The following is a 25247-nucleotide window of genomic DNA, read 5'->3' on the forward strand; positions in this document are numbered from 1 at the left end:
CGATGCGCGTTCCAGCCAAAAGAAAAGACCCGCAGCGATGCGGGTCTTTTTTTATATGTGCGCGTCGGCGCGATTGGAATCAGAAGCCCGGCAGATAGCACGAAGCGTCGTCGTCTTCATCGTGAAGGCCGTAGCTGCATGCGAACGGGTCGTGCCAGCCGTTATGGCGACCGTTGTAGAGATAGACCGTGTTGCCGTTCGATGCCCATGTCAGTGACGCGGTGCCGCTGGAGTAAACACGCCACCTTCCCGAACTGCCGTCCGGGAACGATACGGTGCCGCTCGAATGGCAGGGCGAGTAGTAATCGTGTGCCACGAACCTGCCGTCAATCGGCGCTGCTCTGGAAAAGAAGCGCTTCAGCTGGTCGACGGTCGGTGTGAAGTTTCTGCATGCATCCGTTGTACGCGGATCGTCCGGGGTCGAAGTCTGGCCGGAGTGCTCGACCGTCACGGCCTTCACCCCTCTGGCCTGACAGACGGTGATCGGGACGCACAACGCAACCGCGGCGACACATCTGGCTAGAACCATCATGTCATTCCCACCGTGCAGTGCTTGCTTCTGTGGCGTTCTTGCGTCCGACTTCCGGGTGCCGATACACCTCTCGCATCTCGACGTTCAGCGTTTCAGACAATTCGCGAACCAGCCATTTGAGCGATGCATTCTGTTCGGTTGTGACGCTTTCATAGATGGGTTCCGCGGTTTTCTCGTCGGGGTAGTACATGCCGACAAGTTCGATTCCTATTGCGTCCGAGTTGGACGGGTAGCGGTCCGGAAATGCCTTCCGGGATTCATGGCGATGGAATGCCGTTGGACCGGCTTGGTACGCGCGCCGTGCCGCTCGGAGGTCTGCGGTCGAGCAGTTAGTGTGGTGATACAACGTGACTGTAATTTACCGATGTGATTGGTCATCCTGTGCAGGGAGGCGGTCTGATAGATCGTGCCATCTTTGTCGATCAGGAAATGGGCGCCGTTCGGGACGTGCGCGGTATTGCTATAGCTATTGAATGTACTGGAGACGGTGGCGCCCCCGGTTTGATGGACGACGATTCCGTTCACGTGCTCCATCGGCCCTCGTTCGATGGACGAGTATATTTTGACGATCACGCGTTCCGCGTTGACGTGGCCCTGCTTTGAAATGAAAAGCACGACTCCTCCAATTCTCAAGTCGCTTTGCCGGTTTTGACGTCGTATCCTGCCGCGACCGTTCCGCCGCTCCCGCCTTGCGCGTTCTGAACGACATACTCCTGCCGGATATGGGCGAATGAGAGTTGGACTTCCTCCCGGGGCCGCGCCATGTTGAAATTGGCGACTGAATTGATCCGTGTGATGACGACATCATCCAGCGTGATCTTCAGGTACTCGAGTGGCATGCAGCCGGCCTTGCGCGCGACAAGAACGGCGTTCTCGATATGATTCCCTTTTAGGCAATGCAGCATGAGGATCGGTGATGCGCGATCGACATAATGCTCGATGGTCAGATCGTTGGCCGTGCATTTGGCTTCAATGCTGCCGGCCCCTGAGCGTGTGGACGATGGCTGATCGGCGGACCAGTCCCACGCCAATACCTCGATCTCGTCAGGATGCGACGCATCTCGAGATTCGCCTTTGATGCCGGCCAGTTTCAGGAAAATGTCTTGCGCCATCGCATGCTCCTTTGTATCGGTCACATTGAGTGAAATGGACCGTAGCATTGAGCTTGGTGGTCAATCTATTGGACCGGTTCGATTTTCGGCGCAATTGGACGTTGAAAAGTACGACGCCAATTTATCGTTGGTCGAAAGTCGCCAGAGTAGGACGGGCGCGAACGCGGATTCGGCCGCGATGATTGAGCGGCTGCGATTGCGCGGGCCGACGCGCTGGTCGGGAAAACGAAGATTCGGAGGGTGTCGCGCCGAGCCGGCAGCCGATGGCGATGGTTTTGCATGCATCGGCGTCGATTTGCCGATGCGGGAGGTGTGCTGCCGAGACGACGAGAAGGGCGGCCGGCGTTTGATTGCGTGAACCCCGCCGCCCCGACGACTCAATGCCGATGCGATGTCCTCGGCACCAGGTCGGCCTTCACGGCCGGCGGCGTGTCCGACTCGTCGTTGCTGCGCGCCCAGAAGAACCGGTCGGGCAGGTACGCGCCCATGCCGGGCCGGAACGCGTCGCGCACGGCCTGGTACAGGTATTCCTGCGCCTCGCGCACGGCTTCCGGCGGCTCCTGGCCGTTCGCGAGCAGCGCCGCGATGGCCGCGCCGAGCGTATCGGTGATGCCCATCAGCCGGTGCGGCGAGCGATCCCACATGTCTTCGCGAAGCTGGCCTTCCTCGCCGTACAGCGTATTGACGAGCCGGTGCGAGCCCGTTTCCGACGACAGGATGTATTCGCAGCCCTGCGACAGCAGGTGCGACACGGCCGCGTCGAGATTCGGCGCCTCGGCATCGCCGTCCGGCTGCGCGAGCGCGATCAGTGTCGCGTGGTCGGCCACCAATAACGTGGTTTGCGGTGCCAGCAGGTCGGCGATCGACTCGCGCAGGTCGTCGGCGGCGAGGACGTGTTCGTCGTCGAGCGTGAAGTCCGGTGCGAGCACGAGCGGCACGCCGTCGTAGTCGGCGACGACTTCGGCGATCGCGCTCACGACTTCCGCACGCGTCGCCGCGCCGATCTTGAACGCGGCAACCGGCATGTCCTCGAGCAGCATGCGCGCCTGCGCGGCGACGACGTCGGGATCGAGGCCCGTGACTTCATCGCAGGCGGCCGAGTCGCGCACGGTATAGCCGGTCAGGACGGACACGCCGTGACAGCCCATGCTCGCCAGGGTCATCAGATCGGCTTGGAGGCCGGAGCCGCCGGTGGGATCGGACAGGCCGAAGGTGAGGACGATCGGAGGGGCGTTGCTGGACATGTAAAAATGGGGCAAGAGAAAAACGGACAAGCGACGGAGATGCGGACGGCGAGGCGAATGGGCTTGTTTGGCCCTGTGTTGCCCGGCAGGCCGCACTTTTCAACCATTATGCGGTGGAATCCGGCCGGTACGACGGATTTTTTAGCGCAGCGCAACGTAGTTGCCGTCCTCCAGCGCGATTGCTAGGCAGTCCGGCCCCGACACGGTACCATCATGGCTCCCGAATTTACCGACTTTTCCCCGACGCGGCTTAAGATGGAATACAAGAGCTGGATGTGCCTGATTTGTGGCTGGATTTACGACGAAGAAGCCGGGCTGCCGGAAGAGGGCATTGCCCCGGGCACGCGCTGGGAAGACGTCCCGATCAACTGGACGTGTCCCGAATGCGGCGCCCGCAAGGAAGACTTCGAGATGGTCCAGATCTGATCGGACCGCTGGCCCACGGACACCCCGCTCAGGCCTCGCACCGGCCCGGCGCTTGCGCGCCGCGGTTCGCGCGAGCGACTTGACGATGACAGGCGCGCGTGTCCATGACGTCCGATCCGGCGAACGTTCCCCACCCTGACGCATTGCCCAACCCGCGCGGCGGCGCCGTACGCGCGGCCGACGCGTGGCTGGCGGCGGCCGCCGACGCATTCGAGCGGCGCGACGCCGCCGCGGCACCGCTGGCGGCGGCCGCGGCCGTGCTCGCGGAAGCCGGCTGGCTGCCGGCCGCGCGTTTTGCCGGGCAACTGTCGGCCGCCGTGCCGCTCGTCGCCACCGAGCCGACTTCGGCCGGCTGGCGCGCGGCGCTGCACGATTTTCGTGCGGCCGTCGGGCGCCACAACCTGCGCGAGCTCGCGTGCTCGCCGGTTCTCTTCGAGCATTTCCGTGCGTTACGTGCGCAAAGCGCCGCCGACCTGCGCGCGAACACGCCGCTCGATGCGCTCGCGCTGGTCGGCCGGGCGGTGCCGCCTGCCACGCTGCGTGCGCTACCCGACGCCTTCGCGCCCCGGATTCGCGCCCGCTACGAGCAGGCGCTGCTCGACGTGCTGCGTGCCGAGCACGGCGTGCCGGGCGCGGCGCTCGACGAAGTCGACGCGATGCTGGCCGCGCTCACCGACGACGGGCCGTACGATTTCTGGCGGCTCGCGGCCGCGTGCGTGCGCACGCTGCGCGCAAGCGGCGCACCCGAGCTGAAGCGCTTTCTCGCGCGGATCAACCTGCTGCTCGGCGAACACGCGCAGGGCCGGCGCAGCGCGCCGCCCGGGCTGGTGCGCGAGACGGTGGCGCTGCTGTGGCGCGATTTCGCGCTGTTCGGCGCCGCCGCCGAGGACGTCGCGCTCGTCGACGTGCTGCACGACTACGGATTGACGGTCGACTGGCACGTCGCCGGCACGCCCGCATCCGAAGCATTGTGGGAGGCCGATGCGGCGCGGGCCGAGCACGATGCGGTCGCCGCCGCCGCGCCCACCCGTGCGCTCGGCGTCGTGACCGTCAACGCGCATGCCTATGAGGATTTCCTGCAGACCGCCGATGCGTCGATGGCCGACCTGGCGGCCAACCCGGTCACCGCCGACGCCGGCGCCGCATGGCACGCGTCCGCCGCCGCCTACCGGGTCGGCACGGCCGCGTGCGCGCTCGGGCTCGGCCACGCGGCGCTGCTGGCCGACACGCTGGGCCTCGCGTGGCGCCGTGCAGCCCACGGCGTGCCGCTCGCCGACGGCGGCCTCGATGCGCACCGCCACGCGTCCGACATGCTGCGTGCGGCGCTCCTGAAGATCGCGGCCGGCGTCGCGCCGCCGGATCTCACGGCGGCGTCCGAAGCGCTCGGCACGGCCCTCGGCCGGACCTGACGAACAAGGGGACGAACACGCGACGGCGGCCCTTGTCGCACGGGCCTGCAACACGCTGCCGACAGCGCCCGCGCGCGTGTTAGAGTGCCGTGTGATCCGCGTGCGCCGTTGCCAGCGCGGCGCGGCGTTGCTTGTTGATCGCGGCCCGGTCAGGTCGCGGCGTCTTTGCTAAAATTCAAACCATGTCAAAGCCTTCCGATCGCATCAATCTCACCAACCAGTTCCTGATCGCCATGCCGAACATGGCCGATCCGACGTTCTCGGGAACGGTGATCTATCTTTGCGATCACAGCGAGCGCGGTGCGCTCGGCCTCGTCATCAACCGTCCTACCGACATCGACCTCGAATCGCTGTTCAACCGCATCGACCTGAAGCTCGACATCGAGCCGCTGCTGCACATTCCCGTGTACTTCGGCGGCCCCGTCCAGACCGAGCGCGGCTTCGTGCTGCACGAGCCGGTCGAGGGCGCGAGCTACAACTCGTCGATGTCCGTCGACGGCGGGCTCGAGATGACGACGTCGAAGGACGTGCTCGAGGCGGTCGCGACGGGCACCGGCCCGAAACGCTTCCTGCTGACGCTCGGCCATGCAGGCTGGGGCGCCGGCCAGCTCGAGGAAGAAATTTCCCGCAACGGCTGGCTGACGGTCGCCGCCGATCCGCGCATCGTGTTCGACACGCCGGCCGAAGAGCGCTTCGAAGCCGCACTGGGCCTGCTCGGCGTCAGCTCGTCGATGCTGTCCGGCGAAGCAGGGCACGCATGAGTGGCGCGAGCGCGCGCGATGCGACGCTCCTGGCGTTCGACTACGGCGAAAAACGGATCGGCGTCGCGATCGGCAACGCGCTGACGCGCTCGGCCCGTGCTCTCGTCGTGATCCAGAACCTGAACCGCGAACACCGCTTCAAGGCTGTCGGCGACTTGCTGGCCGAATGGCGGCCGGACGCGCTCGTCGTGGGCCTGCCGATGCATCCGGACGGCACGCCGCACGACATGACGCAGCAGGCGAAGCGTTTCGGCAACCAGCTGAACGGCCGCTTCGGGCTGCCCGTCACGTGGGTCGACGAGCGCTATTCGTCGGTCGAGGCCGAGGCCGGGCTGCGCGAGCGCAACGTGCGCGGCCGCGCCCGCACCGACATGCTCGATGCCGAAGCCGCGCGCGTCATCCTTCAACAGTATCTCGATCAATTGTCCGACCATGAGCACCATTGACGCCGAGGCGCTTTACCGCGTCCTGCTCGACCAGATCCGCGCAGCCTACGGCACGGCGTTCGCCGAACCGGGCGGCCCGCGGCTCGCCGGCATTTACAGCGGCGGCGCGTGGCTCGCCGAGCGCCTCGCGCGCGATCTCGGCGCTCAGGCGTTCGGCGTCGTCAACGTCGCGCTGCACCGCGACGACTACGCGAAGAAGGGGCTGCACAGCCAGGCCAGCCCGACGTCGCTGCCGTTCGAGATCGACGGCGCGCGCATCGTGCTCGTCGACGACGTGCTGTACACCGGGCGCACCGTGCGCGCGGCGCTCAACGAGTTGTTCGACTACGGCCGTCCGGCCGCGGTCGAGCTCGCGGTGCTCGCCGATCGCGGCGGCCGCGAGCTGCCGGTCGCCGCACGCTTCGCGGGCGGCACGCTCGACGTGCCGGCCGACGCGACGCTCGTGCTCGCGCGCGACGATGCGGGCTTCACGCTGCGCGTCGAATCGCACGGCGCCTGAACGACACGCGAACCGTATCCCGGGCCGCCGGTTTGCACCGCGGCCCGTTTGCATAGTTGGAATCACGCACACCATGACCACCGACACCACTGGCCGCACCGGCAATCCCGCGGCGGCCGCGAGCCCCGACCGGTTCCGCTACGGTTTCCTGAAGGGCAACCCGCAGCTCACGAAAAACGGCGAGCTGAAGCACCTGCTGTCGATCGAGGGCCTGCCGCGCTCGATCGTCAATCACATCCTCGATACGGCCGAGCAGTTCGTCAGCGTGACGGACCGTGAAGTGAAGAAGGTGCCGCTGCTGCGCGGCAAGTCCGTGTTCAACCTGTTCTTCGAGAATTCGACGCGCACGCGCACGACCTTCGAGATCGCCGCGACGCGCCTGTCGGCCGACGTGCTGAACCTGAACATCAATGCGTCGTCGACGAGCAAGGGCGAATCGCTGCTCGACACGATCAACAACCTGTCGGCGATGCATGCCGACCTGTTCGTCGTGCGTCACGCATCGAGCGGCGCGCCGTACCTGATCGCCGAGCACTGTGCGCCGCACGTGCACGTGATCAACGCCGGCGACGGCCGCCATGCGCATCCGACGCAGGGCCTGCTCGACATGTACACGATCCGTCACTACAAGCGCGACTTCACGAAGCTGCGCGTGGCGATCGTCGGCGACATCCTGCATTCGCGCGTCGCGCGCTCCGACATCCACGCGCTCACCACGCTCGGCGTGCCGGAAGTGCGCGCGATCGGCCCGCGTACGCTGCTGCCGGGCGGCCTCGAACAGATGGGCGTGAAGGTGTTCCACAACCTCGACGAGGGGCTGAAGGGCGTCGACGTGATCATCATGCTGCGCCTGCAGAACGAACGAATGAGCGGCGCGCTGCTGCCGTCCGCGCAGGAGTACTTCAAGACGTGGGGCCTGACGCCCGAGCGCCTCGCGCTCGCCGCGCCCGACGCGATCGTGATGCACCCGGGCCCGATGAACCGGGGCGTCGAGATCGATTCGCAGGTCGCAGACGGCCCGCAGTCGGTGATCCTCAACCAGGTCACGTTCGGCATCGCCGTGCGGATGGCGGTGATGGGCATCGTCGCCGGCAACAGCGACTGAGCCCGCTTTCGCGCGTCCTCATTCAGGCATTCAACGCAATCAACGCATTCACAGACAGCGCATGAAGATTCATATCCAAGGCGGCACGCTGATCGACCCGGTCGCCGGCACCGAACGGCAGGCCGACGTATTCGTCGCGGACGGCAAGATCGCCGCGCTGGGCAGCGCGCCGGCCGGTTTCAACGCGGACAAGACGATCGACGCATCGGGCCTGATCGTCGCGCCCGGCCTCGTCGACCTGTGCGCGCGGCTGCGCGAGCCCGGCTACGAGCACAAGGCGACGCTCGCGTCCGAGATGGCCGCGGCCGTCGCGGGCGGCGTCACGACCCTCGTGTGCCCGCCGGACACCGATCCCGTGCTCGACGAGCCCGGCCTCGTCGAGATGCTCAAGTTCCGCGCGCGCAACCTGCATCAGGCGAACGTGCATCCGCTCGGCGCGCTCACGGTCGGCCTCAAGGGCGAAGTGATCACCGAGATGGTCGCGCTGACCGAATCCGGCTGCGTCGGCTTCACGCATGCGAACGTGCCGGTGCGCGACACGCAGGTGCTGCTGCGCGCGCTGCAATACGCAAGCACTTACGGCTACACGACGTGGCTGCGTCCGCTCGACGCGTTCATCGGCCGCGGCGGCGTGGCCGCGAGCGGCGCGCTCGCGTCGCGGCTCGGGTTGTCCGGCGTGCCGGTCGCGGCCGAGACGATCGCGCTGCACACGATTTTCGAACTGATGCGCGTGACGGGCGCGCGCGTGCACCTCGCGCGGCTGTCGTCGGCGGCCGGGCTTGCGCTCGTACGTGAAGCGAAGGCCGAGGGGCTGCCCGTGACCTGCGACGTCGGCGTGAACCACGTCCACCTGATCGACGTCGACATCGGCTACTTCGATTCGCAGTTCCGGCTCGATCCGCCGCTGCGCAGCGAGCGCGACCGCGAAGCGATCCGCGTGGCGCTCGCCGACGGCACGATCGACGCGATTTGCTCCGACCACACGCCGGTCGACGACGACGAGAAGCTGCTGCCGTTCGGCGAAGCGACGCCGGGCGCGACGGGGCTCGAGCTGCTGCTGTCGCTGACGCTGAAGTGGGCGGACGAGACGCGCACGCCGCTCGCGCAGGCGCTGCGCCGCATCACGTCCGCGCCGGCCGACGTGCTGCAACTGCCGGCGGGGCGCCTCGCCGAAGGCGGTGCGGCCGACCTGTGTGTGTTCGATCCGCGCGCGCACTGGCGCGTCGAGCCGCGAGCGCTGAAGAGCCAGGGCCACAACTCGCCGTTCCTCGGCTACGAACTGCCGGCCACCGTGCGCGCGACGCTCGTGGCCGGGCAGGTCGCGTTCGAGCGCCACTGAACCACGCCGGATCCTCGCCATGACCGCTCTTCGCAAGCTGCGTCTCGTCTTTCATCTGCTGCGCGGCATGGCGATCGTCGCGCTGCGTTTTTCGCACGTCACGCCCGCGCGCCGCGCGGAGCTGATACGCCGCTGGTCGGTCAAGATGCTGCGCATCTGCGGGATGCGCCTCGTCGTCCACAACGACGGCGCGCGGCTCGACGCGAGCGCGCTCGTCGTGGGCAATCACGTGTCGTGGCTCGACATCTATGCGGTCAACGCGTGGCGGCCGACGCCGTTCGTGTCGAAGGCGGAGGTGCGGCAGTGGCCGGTCGTCGGCTGGCTCGCCGAGAAGCTCGACACCGTGTTCCTGCAGCGCGAGAAGCGCACCGAGGCGATGCGGATCATGCACGAGATGGCCGAGCGCCTGCGCACCGGCGGTGTGATGTGCGTGTTTCCGGAAGGGACGACGTCCGACGGCCAGGATCTGCTGCCATTTCATGCGAACCTGTTCCAGGCCGCGGTATCGGCCGGCTGCGCGGTGCAGCCGATCTGCCTGATGTACGAGGACGCGCACGGGCGGCAGTCGGTCGCGCCGGCCTATACGGGCGAGTTGTCGCTCGGCAAGTCGCTCGACATGGTGCTACGCGGCGGGCCGCTCGTCGCGCATCTGTACGTGTGCGAGCCGATCGCGCCGGGCGGCGACCGGCGGGCGACGTCCGCGGCGGCGCGCGACGCGATCGCCGCCGCGCTGGCGACGCTGCAGGAGAAGGTCGGCAAGCCGACGGCCGAGTCGCTCGCCGAGCTGCAGAAGCATGCGTATCCGGCGACTGAACTCGGCGCAGACGCGGCGGGCGATGCTGCAGCCGACGCACCCGTGCCGGGGCGCGAGGGCTGATGCACCGGCGGGCGCGTGAATCAGCCTGCCGTCACTCGCCGCCCGGCGAGCGGCACGCTTCGCACTGCACCTGCGTGACCGTGCGCTGTGCAGGATCGGCCGTCAGCCGTACGGCCGACAACTGGTTTCCCCATACGCATCCCGAATCGAGCGCGACGACGTTGTCGCGCAGCATCAGGCCGAGCGCGGCCCAGTGTCCGAACACGACCGTCACGTCCGCGGTGCGGCGCCCCGGCACGTCGAACCACGGCAGGTAGCCGGGCGGCGCGCTGTCGGGGCCGCCGTTCGCCTTGAACTCCATCGCGCCGTCGGGCGTGCAGAAGCGCAGGCGCGTGAACGCGTTGAACGCGACACGCATCCGGTCGCGCTTTTTCAGGTTCGGGTTCCATTGGTTGGGTTCGTTGCCGTACAGGCCTTGCAGCGTGTCGCGCCAGTCGGGGGCGCGGAGTGCGCGCTGGAGTTCGTCGGCGAGTTCGAGCGCGAGCGTGGCATCCCATTGCGGTAGCACGCCCGCGTGCACGAGGAGCTTTCCGTCTTCGAGATGCACGAACGGGCGGTGGCGCACCCAGTCGAGCAGGGCTTCGGCGTCGGGGGCGTCGAGGATCTCGCCGATCGTGTCGCCGGGGCGTTCGGTGCGCAGGCCGGCGGAAACCGCGAGCAGGTGAAGGTCGTGGTTGCCGAGCACCACGGTCGCGCGCGGGCCGAGGTCGACAACCGCGCGCAGCGCGGCGAGGGAGCCCGGGCCACGGTTGACGACGTCGCCGGCGATCCAGAGGGGCGTGTCGGCGGGGGCTGAAAGCTTGTCGAGCAGCGACTGGAAAGCGGAATGGCAGCCTTGGATGTCGCCGATGGCGATGGGGGTGTGCGTCATGAAGGGCGACTGTTACAATTTGTGACGTTCAAGAAAAGTGATGGCCAAAACACGCGACGGTCGAGAATTTTATTCCATCAGAGCGTGCCATCGGGACGAAAAAATTTTAAGACCGAGAGGGGCGGAGCGCTGTATCAAGTTGTTAGCGGCATGGCTTTTGCGCACTGCGGATCCCTATAATTGCTTCTTTCCCCAACAAAATTAGCACTTCATGACTTTGACGGTAGGGACGACCGGGTAAAATCCTCGGCCTGATGTGACTGTCATTGTCACTTGCGATTCTCAGCGGCAAGCGTCGGTTGGCGACTTGCCGCGCTTTACTAGAGGGAGCCTCATGATCCTGGTTACGGGCGGCGCGGGTTTTATCGGTGCCAACTTTGTTCTCGACTGGCTGCGTGAATCCGACGAAGCCGTGCTCAACGTCGACAAGCTCACGTATGCGGGCAACCTCCGCACGCTGCAGTCGCTGGACGGCAACCCCAAGCACGTGTTCGCACGCGTCGATATTTGCGACCGCACGGCGCTTGATGCGTTGTTTGCCGAGCACAAGCCACGCGCAGTGTTGCACTTTGCTGCCGAAAGCCACGTCGACCGCTCGATCCACGGCCCTGCTGATTTCGTGCAGACCAACGTCGTCGGCACATTCACCCTCCTCGAAGCGACCCGTCAATACTGGAACGGCCTGAGCGACGCAGACAAAGCAGCGTTCCGTTTCCTGCACGTTTCGACCGACGAAGTTTTCGGTTCGCTGTCCGCGACGGATCCGCAATTCTCCGAAACGACGCCGTATGCACCGAACAGCCCGTATTCGGCGACGAAGGCCGGCTCGGACCACCTCGTGCGTGCCTACCATCATACGTATGGCCTGCCGACGCTGACGACGAACTGTTCGAATAATTACGGCCCGTATCAGTTCCCCGAGAAGCTGATTCCGTTGATGATCGCGAATGCGCTCGCCGGCAAGCCGCTGCCGGTGTATGGCGACGGGCAGAACGTGCGCGACTGGTTGTATGTCGGCGACCACTGCAGCGCGATCCGTGAGGTGCTCGCGCGCGGCGTGCCCGGCGAGACGTACAACGTCGGCGGCTGGAACGAGAAGAAGAACCTCGAAGTCGTGCATACGCTGTGCGATTTGCTCGACAAGGCGCGTCCCAAGGCAGCAGGTTCGTATCGCGACCAGATCACCTACGTGACGGACCGGCCCGGCCACGATCGCCGCTACGCGATCGATGCACGCAAGCTCGAGCGCGAACTCGGCTGGAAGCCGGCGGAAACGTTCGAGACGGGTCTTGCCAAGACTGTCGACTGGTATCTCGACAACCAGGTATGGGCCGACGAAGTCGCGTCGGGCGAATACCGCAAGTGGGTCGAAACCAACTACGCGAAGCGCGCTTGAGGAGATACGCGATGGCACGTAAAGGCATCATCCTCGCCGGCGGTTCGGGTACGCGGCTGTATCCGATCACCCACGTCGTCTCCAAGCAACTGCTGCCGGTGTACGACAAGCCGATGATCTACTATCCGCTGTCGACGCTGATGGTCGCCGGCATCCGCGATGTCCTGATCATCTCGACGCCGCAGGACACGCCGCGCTTCGAGTCGATGCTCGGCGACGGCAGCCAGTGGGGGATGAACATCCAGTACGCGGTGCAGCCTTCGCCCGACGGTCTCGCGCAAGCATTCATCATCGGCAAGGAATTCGTCGGCAACGATCCGTCGGCGCTGATATTGGGTGACAACATTTTCTATGGGCACGACCTGGCGGGACAACTCGAACGGGCGGATGCACGAGAGTCGGGAGCAACTGTATTCGCTTATCACGTGCATGACCCCGAGCGATATGGCGTCGTCGAGTTCGACAAATCGTTTCGGGCGATTTCTATCGAGGAGAAGCCAACACAGCCGCGCTCAAACTATGCAGTGACGGGATTGTACTTCTACGACAATCGAGTCTGCGACATTGCAGCGGACATCAAACCGTCTGCGCGTGGTGAGTTGGAGATCACCGATGTCAATTCGCGCTATCTTCAAGACGGTGTGTTGAACGTCGAAATCATGGGGCGTGGTTACGCGTGGCTCGATACGGGAACCCATGATTCATTGATCGAGGCAGCGAGCTTTATTGCGACGCTGCAGAAGCGACAAGGTTTGGTAGTGGCATGTCCGGAGGAAATTGCATATCGGAAGCATTGGATCGATGGGGAGCAACTGTCTAGGCTTGCACAGCCGCTTGCCAAAAATGGTTACGGCCAATACCTCAAGAACATTCTCACGGATCAGGTTGCATGGGCATCGAAGTAAAGGCGACAGCGATTCCAGACGTCAAATTGATCGTTCCCCGTGTATTCGGGGACGCGCGCGGATTTTTCCTTGAGAGCTTTAATGCGCGTGAATTCTCCGAGAAGCTCGGTGTCGATGCACCGTTCGTTCAGGACAATCACTCGCGCTCGACCAAGGGAGTGCTGCGTGGTCTGCACTATCAAATTCAGCATCCACAGGGCAAGCTCGTGCGGGTTGTGAATGGGGAAGTGTTCGATGTTGCTGTAGACATTAGGAAAAGTTCACCCACCTTCGGAAAATGGGTGGGGGCGGTCCTGAGTGCATCGAATTTTCACCAATTTTGGATTCCGCCCGGTTTTGCACACGGATTTGTTGTGTTATCAGAAACGGCGGATTTTCAGTACAAGACCACGGATTACTGGTACCCGGAGCATGAGCGGAGCATTGCGTGGAATGATCCGGAAATCGGCATTGAGTGGCCCATCGATTTTCAGCCAACGCTGGCGGCGAAAGATGTGGCAGGTCAGCGTCTGAGCGAAGCGGATGTCTTCGCGTGAGGGGTACTGTGGATAGGCCGACGATTGTTGTCACAGGCGTGAGCGGCCAGGTTGGCTTCGAACTTCAGCGCACGCTTCAATGCCTAGGGCGTGTCGTGTCTTGCGATCGCGCTGCTCTAGACCTGTCTGATCTGGCGCGTGTGCGTGAATTCATTCGCACAACGGCACCATCGATCATTGTCAACCCAGCTGCTTATACAGCGGTGGATCGCGCCGAGACCGATGAAGTGATGGCCATGCGGATCAACGCGGAGTTACCTGCTACTCTCGCTCAAGAGGCGGCGGCGCTGGGTGCAGTGCTTGTGCATTATTCAACCGACTATGTGTTCGACGGGCAGAAGTCCGGTCCGTATGTTGAAGATGATCAGCCGAACCCGCAAAACATATACGGAAAGAGCAAGCTCGCCGGAGAGTTGAGTGTTGCCGCAGCAGGTTGTGCACACCTGATCTTGCGTACGAGCTGGGTTTATGGACGGCGGGGAAAGAATTTTCTGCGAACGATGCAGCGACTTGCAACCGAACGTCGAGAGTTGAAGGTGGTTGCCGATCAGATTGGCGCGCCGACGTGGTCTCGGACAATCGCGGAGGCGACCGCGCAGATCCTTTCACAAGGAATCGCTGCAAATCGCTCGGAATGGTGGCGGGAGCGCTCTGGTGTCTACCATCTTACAGCCGCAGGCGAGACATCATGGTGCGGCTTTGCGAAGTCCATTCTTGAACGCGATGGCCATCATGCCGATACGGTGGTGGTGCCGATCACGTCAAGTGAGTATCCGACACCTGCTGCGCGACCTTCCAATTCGCGGATGAGTATCGACAAAATATCCAAGATATTCGGTCTGCACATGCCCGCGTGGGACGAGGCGCTGGGCCTGTGTCTTGGTGATTGATCGAATGAGCGAGCGTTCCGCGACATCCCAAAAAATCGGCATTGTCGTCGTGTTTTATCGACCCAACGCTGATTGCGTGCGTAACGCCAATCGACTTGCTGGTTTTGGCCATTGTGTTGTTGTAGATAATACAGAAAGCAGCGCCAACGCAGGCGGCGTTAGACTTGATCCGGCGATCGAGTACATCACAAATGGCCGAAATTTAGGGATCGCAACTGCATTGAACCAAGGTGTCGAGCGACTGCTTGAGCACGGTTGCCGATGGGCTTTGCTGTTTGACCAAGACAGCGAGCCGACACCGGAGTTGCTTACCGGTTTGCCAAAGCGGATCGATGCGGCCGTTAGACGGAATCCACGCGTTGCGCTTGTCGGCCCCGCGTATGCAGATGCTAGGCTTGGCGGTGTCGCCCCATTCATTCAGTTTCGACATTTTTCACTCAAACGCATTCGACCGACATCGAATGAGCCGGTGTCTGTCGATTTTTTGATTACGTCAGGATCGTGCATCAATTTGTCGTTGTGGCGTGAAATTGGTCCGATGGACGATTCACTATTTATTGATTTTGTCGACCTTGAATGGTGCGTTCGTGCGCGTGCGCGTGGGTGCCTCATTCTAGGTATACCGGACATCACGCTCATGCACGAATTGGGGGGCGAGCCTGTTAGGGTTCTTGGTCGACTCTATCCGAGTCATAGCGCGCTACGCCACTACTACTTGTTTAGAAATGCTGTACTTCTAATCAAGCGAGACTATGTTCCGTTGAGTTGGAAGAGTACGGAACTAATTAAATTCCCGTTTAGGCTGGCCATCTATGGCGTATTCATGACTCCCAGAATGGAGCATCTTCGCCTATCTTTGCTGGGCTTGTGGCATGGGCTGAAGGGGCGTAGCGGGAGGTTAGAGCGGCAATGAAGTATTACACAGCGATTCTGATTTCGATTGATGGTTCTTATGTTCAATAGTGCACTAATTGACTTGTGGCAGAGTCTGGCCTCTTGGAGGCTCTGGATGTTGTTGGGGTGGCTCGAAATTCGTCAGCGATATGCTCGCTCACGGGTGGGACCATTCTGGCTCACCATCAGTATGGGGGTGATGGTGGGCTCTCTGGGCGTCGTATACGGCACGCTTTTCGGTCAAAAGATGAGCGACTATCTGCCCTTCCTTGCGACAAGCATTGTTATGTGGGGTTTTTTTTCGCAAGTCGTTCAAGAGGGAAGTCTATCGTACATCAACAGCGGCTCTTATATCCGCCAGACCCCAACTGCAAAACTCATTTTTGTATTGCAGGTCGTTTGGCGGAATCTGGTGGTTTTGACTCACAACTTTGTCATCATCCTTGTCCTGCTTGTTGTTTTCGGCGTAAAGGACTGGGTATCGCTGATCTTTTTTGTACCCGCATTCGGCCTTTACGTTCTGAACGCTGTTTGGATTGCAATGGTAGCCGGGCTTTTGTCGGCTCGATTTCGAGACCTGCCTCAGATCATCGGTGCTTTTCTGCAGGTGGCATTCTACGTGACGCCGATCATCTTCAAGCCGACTTCGTTAAATCGGTTCTCGTTCATCGTGGAGTGGAATCCTCTTGCATACATGATCGATATCGTTCGTGCACCGTTGATTGGTGAGATACCGGGAGCGACTACATGGATCGTCGTGGGCGGGATGGCTCTGGTGGGCTGGCCCCTCGCGTTGATGCTGACAGGGCGATATCTGAAGCGTATCCCGTACTGGATTTGAGGGGCAGAAAGTGGCTTACATTGAACTAAAGAACGCGACACTTGACCTGCCTATCTACGATCTCCAAGGTCGGTCACTGAAGAAAAAGGTGATGCGAATGGGGCGACGGAATACTATTGCTGAGGACAACGATGGAGTAATCGTCGTTCGAGCCCTTGATAGCGTTTCGATGCGGTTCGAGAGCGGGGACCGAGTTGGGCTAATCGGTCATAACGGGGCAGGAAAATCGACTTTGTTGCGTACGATGGCCGGGATCTATACACCCACGTCGGGCGAAGTGCAGCGAAGCGGAAAGGTCGTGCCGCTGCTGGATATCAGCTTGGGAATGGATGAGAATTCCACTGGCCTCCAGAACATTCGTCTCCGGGGATTGCTGCTCGGTATGTCGGATACGGAAATCAAGGCAAAGCAAGAAGAAATTGCCGATTTCTGTGAGCTTGGCGACTACCTAGATTTACCGATTCGAACGTACTCGAGCGGGATGCGGGTTCGCCTCGCATTCGCAGTGTCTACGGCGGTTGATGCGGAAATCCTGTTGCTCGACGAAGTCATGGGGGTGGGGGATGCATCTTTTATGCAAAAGGCGAAGACTCGTCTACAAGACCTGCACGGTCGGGCCGAGATTGTAGTCCTCGCAATGCACTCGAATACCGAAATTCGTCGCGTGTGCAATAAGGTGTTATGGATGGAAAGAGGCCGCGTCCATCGGTTCGGGGGCGTGGAGGAAGTGCTTCAAGAATATGAGGCGCAGGTCTGAGTTACCACGCATCGATGTTGTTTGTGGAAGAGGGGACGCGGTCGAACGCGACGCGTCTCTCACGAAGAACCGGTAGGAGCATAGTCGGTAGTGCAAATATGACGATGATGTACTTCAATGACCACCAGCTTAGATTCATTCGTATTCCCAAGAATGCGTGCTCGACGGTCATTAATAGCCTGGGTTTCTCGAAAATTCAAGGAAGGAACCCGCATCACGTTGGCGAATCGTTCGCCGGCGCTTCGCCGGACGCCCACGAGTGGCCGTGCCTTATTGTTCTGCGAGATCCTTTTGAGCGAGTTGTTTCCGCGTACTTAAACAAGTTTACGGAAATCTTGCCGGACGAATTGTTTGTCCACGAACTCGTCGAATACATCTGGCGGGTGCAACGAGGGAAGGCACGACCATCGTCGACTTCATCGGTTACATTTCGCGAATTTGTAACGCATCTCTGTGCTTTTCCAGACGAACAACTCGACCCACATTGGCGCAGTCAGTCCGCGTTCTTGACCGAGCAGCCGACGATCTGGCTCTGGATGGAAACACTGCAGGAGCAATGGAGTGGCCATCCGCGGTTGCGAGAGATCGAACTCAAAACTTACGCCCCACACGCGACTAGGTCAGACATAAGCATTGGCAGCAACGTGCTAGACGTGAACGGTGAGGTGTTCCTCGGGTTCAAGGAAATTTGCGGACAGTTTCCGGCATCGTCACAGTTTCGCGACGCAGAGCTCGTTGGGCGTATTCGAGCCAGGTTCGCGGCTGACTATACGCTGATCGAGTCGATGTTTGGAACTTCCCAGTAAAAGCAAGTGGTACCGGACTTCGTTCATGGCCACGCGGCGATGCACTGCAATATCGAAAATCTTGTGGATTTAGAAAGATGAGAGCACTAATCACTGGGGGATTCGGTTTCATCGGTTCCCATTTGACACGCCACCTTCTTGACAAGGGTTGGAACGTTACCGTTGTCGACTTGGAAGGTGCTACACCGTGTGTGGCGCTGCCGATGGATAAGTTGACTTTGATCAACGGGCCCTACTACGCCCCGGAGGTGATTGCGCAATGCGGTGGAGAGATCGACGTGTGTTTTCATCTCGCATCTAGCGTTGGGCCCGCGCTGTCGAACGAGAAGATCGTATTCGATATTGAGACGAATTTAATCGGAACTGTCTCGTTGCTTGATGCGCTCTCGCCGAAGCAAATTCGGCGATTTGTTTATATTTCATCGGGAGGTACCGTCTATGGCACGGTGCCGAGTGTACCGATTTCGGAAAATCAACATGGCTTCCCGACGTGTTCATACGGAATTGTAAAAAAGGCGGTTGAGTATTATTTGCATCTTTATAGCAAAATTCACGGGATGCGCTACAACGTTATTCGCCTTGCAAATCCGTATGGGGTTGGCCAGCGCCTAAATTACAACCAAGGGGCAATTGCGAACTTTATTGGAAAAATCATCAATAACGTCCCCATCGAAATCTGGGGAGACGGATCTGTTGTTCGCGATTATATCTATATAGATGATGTGGTGAGGGCCATCGTGGCTGCCGCAGAGAGCGACGCGGAAAATGAAATATTCAATATCGGCTCGGGCGTAGGTCTTTCCCTGAATCAAATAGTGAAAATTCTTCGCGACGACTTTGGATTGCCGTTCGAGGTAAAATATCAGGCGTCGAGAAGTGTGGATGTTCCTGTTAATATCCTTGATATTGCAAAGGCAGTCAATAGATTAAACTGGCGACCTGAAATTGATGTCAAGAGTGGCATTGAAGCCACTTTGACGTGGGCCCGTGGTCAGTGAAAGTTATTGCCGCGTGCGAAAAAAAGCATCAAGAAATACTGGCCATGCTGAGTCAAGAGTTACTTCAATGAAAATTTCTCTCTACATAAATTATTTCAACCCTGCTTACATGGTGAAGAGCAGGGTGATGAAGCCGATTCAGACTGGATGTGCGATATCAAAGCACGACTTGCCGACGCTCAAAGATAATGTCGGTGAAAATATTTCCGGGAAAAACGCGTCGTATTGTGAATTGACGGGGCAATATTGGGTCTGGAAAAACGACAAAGAATCGGATTATGTTGGATTTGTTCATTATCGTCGTTTTTTTGATTTTTTCCCGGAGCGAATTGATCGAAATGTAGATTCAAGTGGGCTCGTCATTGAGGATCGTCTGTCCGCGGAAGTGCTCGCCAAATATGGTCTGACCGATCATGATATCGAGCGCTGCGTGGAGGATGTCGACATGATTTTGCCGGAGCCCTGGAATGTCGCGGGTTGCGGTGCTACAACAATTTACGATCAATATCGTGACGCCACATTTCATCACATCAAAGATCTTGATCTTGCTGGTGAGATAATTTATGAAACATGCCCGGAGTACTACGGGCATTTCAAAAAAGTGATGAGCTCGGAATCGGGTTTATTCACCAACATGTTCATTTTTAAGCGTGAAATATTTGAGGAATATTCCGCTTGGCTTTTCCCGTTGCTCGCCGAGCTAGACAAGCGTATCGATGTTTCAAACTATGGCCCCGCCGAGCGTCGCGTCATTGGGTATATCGCTGAACGCATGGTTGGCGTGTTCGTCTCGAAGAAATCGGCGGACGACAAGGATTTGAAGATTAAGTACTTGCGCCGTGTATTTGTAAAAGATACGTCCCCGATCGCGTCATGTCCACCGTTGCCGGTTACCGATCTCAAGCCGGTATCGGTTGTTGCCGCTACGGATTCGCACTACGTTGCTCATATGGCTGCGCTCGTTGCTTCGGTTTTTTCTAACGCGGCACACGATAGGTTCATCGATTTTCTGATTCTTGATGGAGGGATGACCGAACTTGAGCGTCGAGGTCTTCGCGCGCTGGAACGATTGCATCCACATGCAAAGATTTCGTTTGTTGATATGTCAATGCAGTTTCTTGACATCGATGCTCATATGTACTTCACGCGCGCCACGTTCTATCGGCTTGCGTTGCCTGAGATCGTCTACAACCGCAATAAGATCTTATTTCTCGATACCGATGCTGTAGTCATCGATGATGTCGCCAAGATTTTTGACACTGAGCTTGATGGCAAGTCAGCGGCCGCGGTAAAGGACGTCATCATGGCATCGTTTGTTGCGATGGGAGTTCGTTCAATGGCGGAGACAGGAGGCTATCCGACTGCGAAATACTTGTCCGACGTGGTCGGAATGAAGGAGCGGTATCGGGACTACTTTCAAGCAGGACTCATTTTGTTTAATCTCGAGAAGCTTCGAGAAAATCGGTTGTGTCAGAAAATGATTTCTGATCTTCGGCGTAATAGATATTGGTTTCTTGATCAAGATATATTAAACAAATATCTTGTTGGTGATGTTCGGTTTCTGGATTTAACTTGGAATAGTGTGAGTTTGCCGCCGGGGCATGGAAATGCGCTGCCGGTCGACATCTACAACGCGTATCTCGAATCACGAAAGAATCCTTCCATGCTGCATTATGCAGGAGCGGTTAAGCCGTGGAACGATCCGGGTTCAGAGTTTGCGCAATATTATTGGTTTTATCTGAGAATGACGCTTTGGTATGAAGATCGCTTGCTAAAGCTAAGTTCCTCGGCGGCACCCTTGTCTTTGCGTAGTAATACCATGAAGCGACGGGTTGCTTCGGCAGTGTGGAGGCGATTGCCTGGTTTTATCCGCCGTGCAATCTTTCCGCTAGCCACGACATTGGATCAACGGTGGAAGAATTGATATGGAAAAAATACTTATTGTCGGCGCGGGCCTCTCTGGGGCGGTGATCGCCCGTGAATTGGCCGAAAAGGGAATGAAGATTACGGTGGTAGAGTCGCGTAATCATGTGGCCGGTAATTGTCATACCGAGCGGGACGCGCGAACTGGAGTGATGGTTCATGTCCACGGCCCTCATATTTTCCATACTGATAACGAGGAAGTCTGGAAATATGTAAATCGCTTTGCAGAATTTGCGCCATATATTTGTCGAGTGAAGGCGACAACCGGTGGGCGCGTTTATGGGCTTCCGATAAATTTGCACACAATCAATCAATTTTTCGGAAAGACATTTAATCCGAAAGAGGCGAAGCAATTTATCGAGCAAAACGCGGAAAAGTCAATTTCAGAGGTGCGAAGCTTCGAGGATCAGGCGTTGCGCTTTCTGGGGAAAGACTTGTATCACGCGTTTTTCCGTGGCTATCCGATCAAACAGTGGGGTTTGCCGCCGAGCGAGTTGCCTGCATCTGTTTTGAAACGATTGCCGGTGCGATTTAGTTACGATGACAATTACTTTGGCCATCGTTTCCAAGGAATGCCGGTCGAGGGGTATACGCTCATGGTCGAGCGGATTCTCGATCATGAAAATATTGACGTCCATTTGAACTGTAGCTTTGATCGCACATCGACGTCAAAATATGATCATGTATTCTTCAGTGGTCCACTGGACAGTTGGTTTGAACATAAGTTGGGGCATCTCGCGTATCGAACATTGAGGTTCGAGCCAATTTATGACACGGGAGATTTCCAAGGCTGCGCGGTGATGAGTTATCCAGAGGAGAATGTTCCGTATACGCGCATTACTGAACACAAGCATTTCACTCCCTGGGAGGATCACGAGGAAACTATCGTATTCAAGGAGTTTAGTAGTCAATGTCAGCCAGGTGATATACCGTACTATCCGATCCGTTTGGTCGAAGATAAGGAAATGCTGCGCGACTATGTTGATCTGGCCGAGACGGAGCGTAACGTCACATTTGTTGGTAGATTGGGCACATATCGCTATCTCGATATGGATGTCACTATTGCCGAAGCTCTAGATGTGGCGGACGCTTTCCTCACCGCTCGTACGGAGCGGGCGCAAATGCCTGCATTTGTCGTATCGCCTCTTTGATTCGATTGGGTATTTTTCCTCTTTGCCAAATGCAAGTTTGGCAAAGAGGAATTTAAGCAACGTAGAGGTGCTGAATCGAATCGAGAATAGTCTGCGCACGATTCTTATATGTGTGATCTCGCCGAGTGCGCGCTTGTGCAGCCTGTGCAATTCTTTTTGCGGAGATGGGATCGTCTTTCAGCATTTCCCAATGTCGACGCAACTCTACTGGCGAATCAAATAGGAGAATTTCTCCGCTTGCTTCATCGTAGTAGTCGCTAATTTCGAGACCTTCGACGAACATGCATTGTACTGTACCGGCTGCGGCTGCTTCAAATGTTCGCGGTCCCGGGGTTGAGGCATCTAAATTGAATCGCTCGTTTGCTAAATTATGTCGCCTACCGACATTTAGTGTAATGAGCGAGGATGCATACATATCCGGAAGAACATTGTTGGGTATGCGCTGATTCGAAGTGAAACTCAAGTCTTGCGGCCAGCCGTCGCCAAATATTTCAACATTAATATGTTGGAGATAAGGTGCGCAGTCCCTCAGGAGTTGAATCCGATTGTTGAACCCGACTCCACAAAAAAATAAATCACGTGTCTTTTCTGTTTTGAAATCTCGAAAATGAGCCTCGCAATCTGCTGCGAGCGGAAGATGCACGACATGCGGGTGCTGGTAGTGCGTAGATGTCCATTTGTCGTTGGAAAAAACTATATCGGCTATCGATGTAATTTTTGCTGCATGATCGAATTCATAGGGATCGTCATGAAGCCAGAATGCCATTGTGGCGTCGACATCCATTGCGGCCTGCTTTAACGGGAGGTAGTATGCTTCTGAAGGCATGCAAGATCCGAACACTAAGATCAGATCTGGTGATGTGGCCTGTGCAACCAACGTTGCGCTTTCAAGGGAGCATGCGGTTACATCGGCGACGTTTTCGAGAGCGCGAAAGCCGTTCGCAACGTATCCTCTAAGGATTGCATTGTTGTTAACTGCGTCGGGCGATGCTCCCGCAATTAGTACTTTCATTTTTACCTCGGTACCCGAATTCTGTTTGCAATGATGCGCAGCGTCGGACGTACGCCGTGAATCTTGTAGAAGGCAGCCAGTTTATGCGCCTTCCGTATTGCACCGGAGAACATCTTTCCGCCAAGCGGCAAAAACTGCGTCCCATGGTGCCAACTGAATGGATGGGGCGCGATTCCTGCATCTGCGAGATTCAATTCCGCCTCGAATTGTGGCATGCCATGAGGGCGATTTTTCAACAACGTCGAATAGACATCGCTCAAAGAAGCTACATGACTCGAAATTTGAGCGTATAGTGTTGGAGAGATATTCGATCGGTACTTCGAAAGCATTGAGGGCGAGTCGACGAGGGTGTGGATCGCGTCGATCAGATCTCCTTCGCTATCGGGAGCGATTTTCAGTCCGTTCACGCCATGGTCTATGCGCTCGCCGAGCGCTCCGATGTTTGTGACAATTGGAACGAGGCTCATCTGAAGTGCTTCCGACAGCGTAAGGCAATAAGTCTCGGGCCAGATCGATAGGTGCAATGAGACATCGCACTCCTTCAATGCTTCGGGCATAGCGTCGTATCGGTAGCCTCCGTGAACAACGACGTTCGGATAGCGGGCGGGGTCGGCAAGATCGGCATACTGTGGATCAATTCGACCAAACAAATGCAGTTCCACCGGTGCGCTTGCGAGTAGTGGAAGAGCACGCGACAATACGTCGCCACCTTTCTGATGCGTGATATTGCCGAGCCACGCTATCTTCAAAGGTGTCGATTTTGTATGGTTGCGGGTCGTGGCAGTTGCCGTACTGTCAGGTATGGGTACGGGAAGCACCTGCACATTGGAGTGAAGTCTGACTGACGGATAGATGCGCTCGTATATGTTCTTGCTGTGGCTTGTATTGAAGACAAGCATGTCGACACGACTTAATGTGTCATTCCAGAAACTCCGTCGGAGTGCCTGGGAACCCGGCGCAACATGATGTTTTTGCCACAAGCAGACGTCACATTGCGATAACGGGATGTCTGGTGCGCCGCAGAACGTCTGCTTGAACGACAATAGATTGAATTCGTGACAGGCGCCGTAGAAATCATGTGCAGTGAACGCGCTCGCAATCCCTAGGAGGCGCGGCACGAGGGTAAGTGACGGGGGGTGGCCGATAAAATGATGGAAATGAACGAGATCTACATGGTATTTGCTTAGGATATTTCGAAATGCATTTTCCCTCTCCTCACATCGAAGCAGATCAGTACCGTAGGTGTGAGCGAAATTTATAGTCTCAAGTGCTTCGTACGTTTCTGACAGAAGCTGGGCAGATCGCCCGGTTCGATTGTCCGGAACATAGAACAATACGCGGTAGTCGCCTTTGAGTGCGTCACGCAGGCGATCAAGATATACTTCGACGCCGCCGAAGTTTTTGCTTCCGATTACGTTATGCGTGACGAACAAAACTGTTCGTCGATCAGGTACGACTGAACTGGAGGCAGAGGAGCGAATCTCCGATGCGGCGGTTAGAATGGTATCGACACGTCGGTCATACGTATGCAATTCTGTGGCCTTCGCGCGAGCGGCTTCCGCAATTTCGTTGCGATAGGCACGATCGTTAATTATCTGCGTCGCTTTCGCGATGAAATCATGCTCGTCCGAAAAGAAGACAAGCTCCTTCCCCGGCGTAAAGAAGGTTTTGGCCTCCGTCAACGAATCGTGAATGATCTGAACCGAGCCGGCCAGAGCAGCCTCGAACAAGCGAGGGGGTGGTGTCTCCGCAAATTCCCGACCACCGGACGCGGTAAAGACGCGAGGCAACATCAACGTAATTGCGCTTCGATTTGCGAAACGTGCGAAATCTGAGGGCGACGTTCGCCAGGACAGTGCGCTTGGTGGTAAGTCAATCCCGTGCGGTGGCAGAAAGGGATTGGTCGGAAGCGCAAGCTTAAATTTCCAATCATCAGGCAACTGCTTCAGGACCGAGCGCAGGAACTGGCTTCGGTTGGGCCAGGCGGTTCCCGCAAAAAACATGTGGTAGCGCAGTTCTTGCTGTAGCGGGAGAACCGGCAACGAATGAAATTCTGAGGCACCGGCCAGTGGCAGATGCCGACCACGACTTCCGTAAGCCGAAACACTGGACGAATCGTTCGTAAACACGACATCGAACAACTCGGCGTTTCTCAGATTGATTGGAAGCTCATACGGATCTTCTGTAACCCAGAGCACCGAGCGACCGCAAATGGTTGCAAGCGTCGCACACAGGTCCTTACGAAGTTCTTCGCCATCGAACGCAATGAACAGGTCACATTTCTGGCGCATTGCGGTTGCAGCAGCATCGATCGGGTCTACTTTGGCGACGAATTCGACATCCGGGTGTCGCTGCAAGGCATGAAGAATCGCGAGACAAATGTAATGGTTTGGGTTGCGATATTTCGTGTCAAGCAAGAGGACGCGGAATTTTGGTTGACTCATAGATCTTTCTCTGCCGACAGGGGCGGTACGTGAGGTCATACAGGGGTCATTGAGCGACGGTGTTGGTAGCCTC

General features: G+C 58.4%; 27 protein-coding genes and 1 pseudogene. 20 read left to right on the plus strand and 8 right to left on the minus strand.

Annotated elements, in window-relative coordinates; translation table 11 throughout:
* Positions 1 to 79: 79 nt before the first annotated feature.
* The 4 genes and pseudogenes from GJG85_RS04240 to GJG85_RS04250 all read right to left on the minus strand — a co-directional run bounded on the left by GJG85_RS04240 (position 80) and on the right by GJG85_RS04250 (position 1644).
* On the minus strand, positions 80 to 532 hold the full coding sequence (locus GJG85_RS04240) for a hypothetical protein (protein ID WP_124630623.1): 453 nt from the start codon (positions 530 to 532) through the stop codon (positions 80 to 82).
* A gap of 1 nt (position 533) precedes the next feature.
* The gene (locus GJG85_RS34925; protein WP_239468926.1) at positions 534 to 878 is read right to left on the minus strand and encodes an N-acetylmuramoyl-L-alanine amidase; all 345 of its coding nucleotides are present in this window, start codon (positions 876 to 878) and stop codon (positions 534 to 536) included.
* Between the two features lie 71 nt (positions 879 to 949).
* Positions 950 to 1066, minus strand: a pseudogene (locus GJG85_RS34930) (N-acetylmuramoyl-L-alanine amidase); the annotation flags it as partial.
* 95 nt (positions 1067 to 1161) lie between these two features.
* Positions 1162 to 1644: a type VI secretion system tube protein Hcp gene (locus GJG85_RS04250; protein WP_204383686.1), complete on the minus strand. Its 483-nt coding sequence runs from the start codon at positions 1642 to 1644 to the stop codon at positions 1162 to 1164.
* Between the two features lie 34 nt (positions 1645 to 1678).
* On the opposite strand from GJG85_RS04250, the gene GJG85_RS04255 reads away from it, so the two are divergent.
* Positions 1679 to 2002: a hypothetical protein gene (locus tag GJG85_RS04255; RefSeq protein ID WP_124593926.1), complete on the plus strand. Its 324-nt coding sequence runs from the start codon at positions 1679 to 1681 to the stop codon at positions 2000 to 2002.
* A gap of 19 nt (positions 2003 to 2021) precedes the next feature.
* Here GJG85_RS04255 and GJG85_RS04260 read toward each other — a convergent pair whose 3' ends face one another.
* Positions 2022 to 2888: a hydroxymethylpyrimidine/phosphomethylpyrimidine kinase gene (locus GJG85_RS04260; protein WP_050011689.1), complete on the minus strand. Its 867-nt coding sequence runs from the start codon at positions 2886 to 2888 to the stop codon at positions 2022 to 2024.
* Between the two features lie 255 nt (positions 2889 to 3143).
* Between GJG85_RS04260 and GJG85_RS04265 the strand changes: the two genes are divergently transcribed.
* The 8 genes from GJG85_RS04265 (at position 3144) to GJG85_RS04300 (ending at position 9750) form a co-directional block, all read left to right on the plus strand.
* Positions 3144 to 3314 (plus strand): rubredoxin, encoded by a 171-nt coding sequence (locus tag GJG85_RS04265; protein WP_004186709.1) that lies wholly within the window; start codon positions 3144 to 3146, stop codon positions 3312 to 3314.
* A gap of 104 nt (positions 3315 to 3418) precedes the next feature.
* On the plus strand, positions 3419 to 4723 hold the full coding sequence (locus GJG85_RS04270) for a hypothetical protein (protein ID WP_050011688.1): 1305 nt from the start codon (positions 3419 to 3421) through the stop codon (positions 4721 to 4723).
* A gap of 182 nt (positions 4724 to 4905) precedes the next feature.
* Complete coding sequence (locus GJG85_RS04275) at positions 4906 to 5484, plus strand: YqgE/AlgH family protein (protein ID WP_034206570.1); 579 nt, start codon at positions 4906 to 4908, stop codon at positions 5482 to 5484.
* Complete coding sequence (gene ruvX, locus GJG85_RS04280; RefSeq protein WP_006476737.1) at positions 5481 to 5930, plus strand: Holliday junction resolvase RuvX; 450 nt, start codon at positions 5481 to 5483, stop codon at positions 5928 to 5930. The genes GJG85_RS04275 and ruvX overlap by 4 nt, the downstream gene beginning before the upstream one ends.
* The gene (gene pyrR / locus GJG85_RS04285) at positions 5917 to 6429 is read left to right on the plus strand and encodes a bifunctional pyr operon transcriptional regulator/uracil phosphoribosyltransferase PyrR (protein ID WP_050011687.1); all 513 of its coding nucleotides are present in this window, start codon (positions 5917 to 5919) and stop codon (positions 6427 to 6429) included. Before ruvX ends, pyrR begins: the two co-directional genes overlap by 14 nt.
* A gap of 73 nt (positions 6430 to 6502) precedes the next feature.
* The gene (locus GJG85_RS04290; protein ID WP_006476735.1) at positions 6503 to 7534 is read left to right on the plus strand and encodes an aspartate carbamoyltransferase catalytic subunit; all 1032 of its coding nucleotides are present in this window, start codon (positions 6503 to 6505) and stop codon (positions 7532 to 7534) included.
* 61 nt (positions 7535 to 7595) lie between these two features.
* Entirely contained in the window at positions 7596 to 8873 is a 1278-nt protein-coding gene (locus tag GJG85_RS04295) for a dihydroorotase (protein ID WP_050011686.1), read from the plus strand.
* Between the two features lie 19 nt (positions 8874 to 8892).
* Complete coding sequence (locus tag GJG85_RS04300) at positions 8893 to 9750, plus strand: lysophospholipid acyltransferase family protein (protein ID WP_050011685.1); 858 nt, start codon at positions 8893 to 8895, stop codon at positions 9748 to 9750.
* A 31-nt stretch (positions 9751 to 9781) separates the two neighbouring features.
* Here GJG85_RS04300 and GJG85_RS04305 read toward each other — a convergent pair whose 3' ends face one another.
* Positions 9782 to 10621: a symmetrical bis(5'-nucleosyl)-tetraphosphatase gene (locus GJG85_RS04305; RefSeq protein WP_204383687.1), complete on the minus strand. Its 840-nt coding sequence runs from the start codon at positions 10619 to 10621 to the stop codon at positions 9782 to 9784.
* A gap of 334 nt (positions 10622 to 10955) precedes the next feature.
* Between GJG85_RS04305 and rfbB the strand changes: the two genes are divergently transcribed.
* From rfbB to glf, 11 genes are all read left to right on the plus strand, one after another.
* Positions 10956 to 12017 carry a dTDP-glucose 4,6-dehydratase gene (gene rfbB / locus GJG85_RS04310; RefSeq protein ID WP_204383688.1) on the plus strand — a complete coding sequence of 354 codons (1062 nt, stop codon included), beginning with the start codon at positions 10956 to 10958 and terminating at the stop codon, positions 12015 to 12017.
* A gap of 11 nt (positions 12018 to 12028) precedes the next feature.
* Positions 12029 to 12922: a glucose-1-phosphate thymidylyltransferase RfbA gene (gene rfbA / locus GJG85_RS04315; protein ID WP_124593933.1), complete on the plus strand. Its 894-nt coding sequence runs from the start codon at positions 12029 to 12031 to the stop codon at positions 12920 to 12922.
* Positions 12907 to 13458, plus strand: a complete 552-nt coding sequence (gene rfbC / locus GJG85_RS04320) for a dTDP-4-dehydrorhamnose 3,5-epimerase (protein ID WP_204383689.1) — start codon at positions 12907 to 12909, stop codon at positions 13456 to 13458. The genes rfbA and rfbC overlap by 16 nt, the downstream gene beginning before the upstream one ends.
* Positions 13459 to 13496: 38 nt before the next feature.
* Positions 13497 to 14348, plus strand: a complete 852-nt coding sequence (gene rfbD, locus GJG85_RS04325; RefSeq protein ID WP_239468927.1) for a dTDP-4-dehydrorhamnose reductase — start codon at positions 13497 to 13499, stop codon at positions 14346 to 14348.
* A gap of 4 nt (positions 14349 to 14352) precedes the next feature.
* Entirely contained in the window at positions 14353 to 15261 is a 909-nt protein-coding gene (locus tag GJG85_RS04330; protein WP_204383691.1) for a glycosyltransferase family 2 protein, read from the plus strand.
* Positions 15262 to 15300: 39 nt separating this feature from the next.
* On the plus strand, positions 15301 to 16083 hold the full coding sequence (locus tag GJG85_RS04335) for an ABC transporter permease (protein ID WP_124593972.1): 783 nt from the start codon (positions 15301 to 15303) through the stop codon (positions 16081 to 16083).
* 10 nt (positions 16084 to 16093) lie between these two features.
* Positions 16094 to 16840: an ABC transporter ATP-binding protein gene (locus GJG85_RS04340; RefSeq protein ID WP_124593937.1), complete on the plus strand. Its 747-nt coding sequence runs from the start codon at positions 16094 to 16096 to the stop codon at positions 16838 to 16840.
* A 98-nt stretch (positions 16841 to 16938) separates the two neighbouring features.
* A complete protein-coding gene (locus GJG85_RS04345) occupies positions 16939 to 17646 on the plus strand; it encodes a sulfotransferase family 2 domain-containing protein (RefSeq protein ID WP_204383693.1) in 708 nt (235 codons plus the stop codon).
* A gap of 77 nt (positions 17647 to 17723) precedes the next feature.
* On the plus strand, positions 17724 to 18644 hold the full coding sequence (locus GJG85_RS04350) for an NAD-dependent epimerase/dehydratase family protein (protein WP_124593939.1): 921 nt from the start codon (positions 17724 to 17726) through the stop codon (positions 18642 to 18644).
* Positions 18645 to 18711: 67 nt separating this feature from the next.
* A complete protein-coding gene (locus tag GJG85_RS04355) occupies positions 18712 to 20568 on the plus strand; it encodes a DUF4422 domain-containing protein (protein ID WP_124593940.1) in 1857 nt (618 codons plus the stop codon).
* Between the two features lies 1 nt (position 20569).
* Complete coding sequence (glf, locus tag GJG85_RS04360; protein ID WP_275564759.1) at positions 20570 to 21718, plus strand: UDP-galactopyranose mutase; 1149 nt, start codon at positions 20570 to 20572, stop codon at positions 21716 to 21718.
* Positions 21719 to 21770: 52 nt separating this feature from the next.
* Here the strand turns inward: glf and GJG85_RS04365 are convergent, their stop codons facing one another.
* Complete coding sequence (locus GJG85_RS04365) at positions 21771 to 22730, minus strand: glycosyltransferase (RefSeq protein ID WP_124593942.1); 960 nt, start codon at positions 22728 to 22730, stop codon at positions 21771 to 21773.
* Positions 22731 to 22732: 2 nt separating this feature from the next.
* A complete protein-coding gene (locus GJG85_RS04370) occupies positions 22733 to 25174 on the minus strand; it encodes a glycosyltransferase (RefSeq protein WP_204383695.1) in 2442 nt (813 codons plus the stop codon).
* Positions 25175 to 25247: the final 73 nt, after the last annotated feature.

Source organism: Burkholderia sp. MS389, assembly GCF_016899425.1.
Lineage (GTDB): Bacteria > Pseudomonadota > Gammaproteobacteria > Burkholderiales > Burkholderiaceae > Burkholderia > Burkholderia sola.